This window comes from Streptomyces sp. NRRL B-24572, from assembly GCF_002156145.1.
GTDB classification, from domain to species: Bacteria; Actinomycetota; Actinomycetes; order Streptomycetales; family Streptomycetaceae; genus Streptomyces; species Streptomyces vietnamensis.
Genome location: NZ_MWIG01000306.1, coordinates 1 through 2,862 on the forward strand (window position 1 = coordinate 1; position 2,862 = coordinate 2,862).

General features: G+C 73.5%; 3 protein-coding genes and 1 pseudogene. 1 reads left to right on the top strand and 3 read right to left on the bottom strand.

Translation table 11 applies throughout. The features are described 5' to 3' along the window. Together CCN56_RS19095 and CCN56_RS19100 are read right to left on the bottom strand one after the other, a co-directional pair. Nucleotides 1–476 (bottom strand): annotated as a pseudogene (locus CCN56_RS19095) (hypothetical protein); the annotation flags it as partial. A gap of 5 nt (nt 477–481) precedes the next feature. Beyond that, a complete protein-coding gene (locus CCN56_RS19100) occupies nt 482–1,069 on the bottom strand; it encodes a papain-like cysteine protease family protein (protein WP_086828387.1) in 588 nt (195 codons plus the stop codon). 236 nt (nt 1,070–1,305) lie between these two features. Between CCN56_RS19100 and CCN56_RS19105 the strand changes: the two genes are divergently transcribed. Further along, nucleotides 1,306–2,235 (top strand): hypothetical protein, encoded by a 930-nt coding sequence (locus tag CCN56_RS19105; RefSeq protein WP_086828389.1) that lies wholly within the window; start codon nt 1,306–1,308, stop codon nt 2,233–2,235. Between the two features lie 4 nt (nt 2,236–2,239). On the opposite strand, the gene CCN56_RS19110 is transcribed toward CCN56_RS19105, so the two are convergent. Continuing rightward, a complete protein-coding gene (locus tag CCN56_RS19110) occupies nt 2,240–2,665 on the bottom strand; it encodes a Rieske (2Fe-2S) protein (protein WP_086828391.1) in 426 nt (141 codons plus the stop codon). Nucleotides 2,666–2,862 lie beyond the last annotated feature (197 nt).

A 2,862-nucleotide genomic window follows, 5' to 3' on the forward strand; every position in this document is an offset into this window, starting at 1 on the left:
GGACGAAGGTGCTGCCGCTGGACGTACCACGCGTCGATCTGCGGCTCGCGGAAGACGAGGCCGCCGCGGCCCATCTCGGCGTACCGGATCTCGTCGTCGCCGGTGGCGATGTTCACCACCTGCCAGCCGCCGTCCGCCTGCTTGACCGTCCACAGCGAGGCCTTCTGCCCGTCGGAGGCCACGGCACGGCTGGCGCGGAACTCGACGCGGGCGACGGGCGCCCCGGGCTTCCCGGCGACGAAGTCCGGGGAGAGGAGCCGCACCGGGACGGAGGCGCCCTCGACGCGCGGCGCGGCCGCCGTGCGGGCGAGGGCCCCGTCGCGGGCGAAGAACCGGGACAGGGTGTCCAGGGTCCCCGGCGCGGAGGCGGCCTGTTCGGGGGTCGGCGCGGGCGGGAGGCCCTCGGCGGCGGCCGCCGGGAGCGCCCCGAGAACCACCAGGGCGGCGGCAAGAAGACCAGCGGCACGTACCTTCATCGTCGTCACGCCCCGATCCGGTAGAGCGAGTGGGTCCAGGAGAAGGAGCCGTTGTTGACGTACCAGGCGTGCGAGGCCCAGTTGTAACGGTCGCTGGAGGGCCAGGGGTCGCCCCAGTAGACCCAGCTGTTCGTGTCGTCGTAGCCGTAGATCACGTGCATGTGGCCGCCGCCGCTGGACCACTGGATGCGGGTCTCGACGGGCCGGTCGGCGTTGATCTCGGTCTGGACGGTCGAGTACCGCAGCCAGCCGGTCACGTACGAGCCGGGGCTGATGCCCGCCCAGCTGAGCCCGTTCTGGACGTTGCCCAGGTCGGCCTGCCAGTTGGGGCAGTCGTAGCCCTGCTGACGGTTGAAGGCGGCGTTGCAGAACTGGTTCTGGCTGTAGTTCCGGCCGTACCAGGTGGCGATGGTGTTGCCGCTCGCCGCCCAGCACCAGTTGGTCTTCTGCTGGGCCTGCATGGTGATGTTCAGCCGCTTGGAGGCGAGGACGGAGACGCCCTCGTCCGAAGGCGCGGCGGAGGCCGAGGTGGCGGGGACGAGGAAGAGGGCGGCCGCGGCGAGTGCCGCGAGGTCGAGCAGTCTTCTGCGCATCGCGTTCCTCCCAGGGTGGGGGGTGGGGATGTGGGGAGTCGGAGGAGCGCGTCCGGACGCTGGTCAGGAGCATCGGCCGTTGTCCGGGCCGGGTCAACACGCTTCAATGCGGGGTGACATCGGACTGTGAACGGTGTGGCCCGGGTGTGAACGGACACCCGTGGCCCACCTGCCCGCCCGCCCCTCGCGGCGCGACGGTCCGTGCCCCCGTCGTGAACGTTCACGGAGGAGTCCTCGTGAGCCACACCGAGGCCGATCTGGTGCAGCTGCTGCACACCGGCCCCTTCCACCTGGCGCTGCGCACCGCGCTGGCCGTGCGCGGGCTGCCGCTCCAGCGGGTCCAGCACCATCTCGCGCACCGGGGCGTCAAGGTCGGGGTGACGAGTCTGAGCTACTGGCAGCAGGGCGCCCGCCGCCCGCAGCGGCCGGAGTCCCTGAAGGCCGTCCGGGCCCTGGAGGAGGTGCTCCAGCTGCCCGGGAACTCGCTGCTCCGGCTCCTGGCGGAGGACGCGGCCGCCCGCTCCGAGGTGGAGCGCCCGGCGGCCCGCCCGTACCGCTCGCTGGTGGAGGCCTCGGGCTCGGTCGAGGAGCTGCTCGCGGAGCTCGAGTCCCCGGCGGACGGCGGGCTGCACACGGTGGGGCACCACGAGCGGGTACGGATCGGGGCGGGGCGGGAGCTGCTGGGGCGCGAGTCGCAGCACGTGGTGCGGGCGCACCGGGACGGCGTGGACCGCTATCTCGCCATCCACCACGGCGACCCGGGCTGCGACCCGTCGCGGGTGGTGGTGCGGGCGGTGGAGAACTGCCGGACGGGACGGGTGCGGTGGCACGCCGGGACGGGCGTGCTGGTCGCGGAGCTGCTCTTCGACGCGCGGCTGCGGGCCGGGGACACGTACCTGTTCTCGTACGGCTTCGAGGACGGTACGGCGGGGCCGAGCGGGGAGTACGTGCGCGGGTTCAGCTTCGCGGGCGGGCAGTACGTGCTCCAGGTCCGCTTCGACGAGGCCGCTCTTCCGGTGCGGTGCCGGAGGTTCGCACAGGCCTCGGCGGGGGCGCCGCGCGGCGGCCGTGCGGAATTGACCCTGAGCGGCCGGCACCGCACGGTGCACCTCGTGGAGCAGGGGGTGCGCCCGGGGATCCTGGGGATCGACTGGGACTGGGCGTGAGGCCTCAGGCCTCGGGTCCGGCGACCAGCTTGCCGCCCTCGACGCGGATCGGGACCTCGGGGAGCGGGACGGTGGCGGGGCCCTGGATCGCCTTGCCGGTCGTCACGTCGAAGCGGCTGCCGTGGCAGGGGCAGTTGCCCTCGTTCTCCTCGACCTTGTCGAGGACGCAGCCGGCGTGGGTGCACTGGGCGCTGAAGGCCTTGTACTGGCCCTTGGCCGGGCAGCTCACCACGAGCCGCTGCTCGCGGTAGAGCTTGGAGCCGCCGACCGGCACCTCGTCCGGGGCGCCGAGCGGGACGGGCGCGGTCGGGGTCGGGACCCCGGCGTGGCCGAGCTTGGACTCGGTGGAGCAGGCGGCGACTCCCAGCCCGGCGGCTCCGGCGAGAGCCGCGCCTTTCAGTACGGTGCGGCGGCTGGACTGGCCGGACATGAGCGCTCCACGGTGAGATCGGGGACAAGACACCCCAGGGGTGACCGAACCGACGATACCGGCGGCTTCCTCCGGACCGTCGGCCGGGCCTGACCTGGGAGGCGGGGCCCGTGCGGGGCCCCGCCTCCGTGTCACGCCCGCGCGTGACCGACCCGTCACGCGCTGTGGAAACGGGTTCGGCAGGGCCCCCCGGCCGG